The following is a 259-nucleotide window of genomic DNA, read 5'->3' on the forward strand; positions in this document are numbered from 1 at the left end:
GTGTGGGCTTGAGCCACGGGGCGAGCAGTCGGCTGCGGGACAGCGGCGGCCTCGGAGGGTAGACGCGAATCCTCAGTTCCGCGGTCAGAGCAGAGGCCGCCCACGCATTGGTCGTTCCGTGCGGCAAAGGGTCGAAGATCAGGGGGACCTCGTAGAGAGAGAGCTTGTCCTGTGAGGGGTTCCGGCTCAGCAGCCGCACCCCGGGCACGTCGGCCAGCAGCCGGCCTAACAACTCGTAGTTCCTGTTACGGATCGCATG

Annotated in this window: 1 pseudogene; it reads right to left on the bottom strand. The window is 66.0% G+C overall.

What is annotated here, in order from left to right:
- Positions 1 to 232: pseudogene (locus ACSNOK_RS34950) on the bottom strand (DegT/DnrJ/EryC1/StrS family aminotransferase); the annotation flags it as partial.
- Between the last annotated feature and the right edge of the window lie 27 nt (positions 233 to 259).

Source organism: Streptomyces sp. URMC 126 (assembly GCF_051386555.1).
GTDB lineage: Bacteria > Actinomycetota > Actinomycetes > Streptomycetales > Streptomycetaceae > Streptomyces.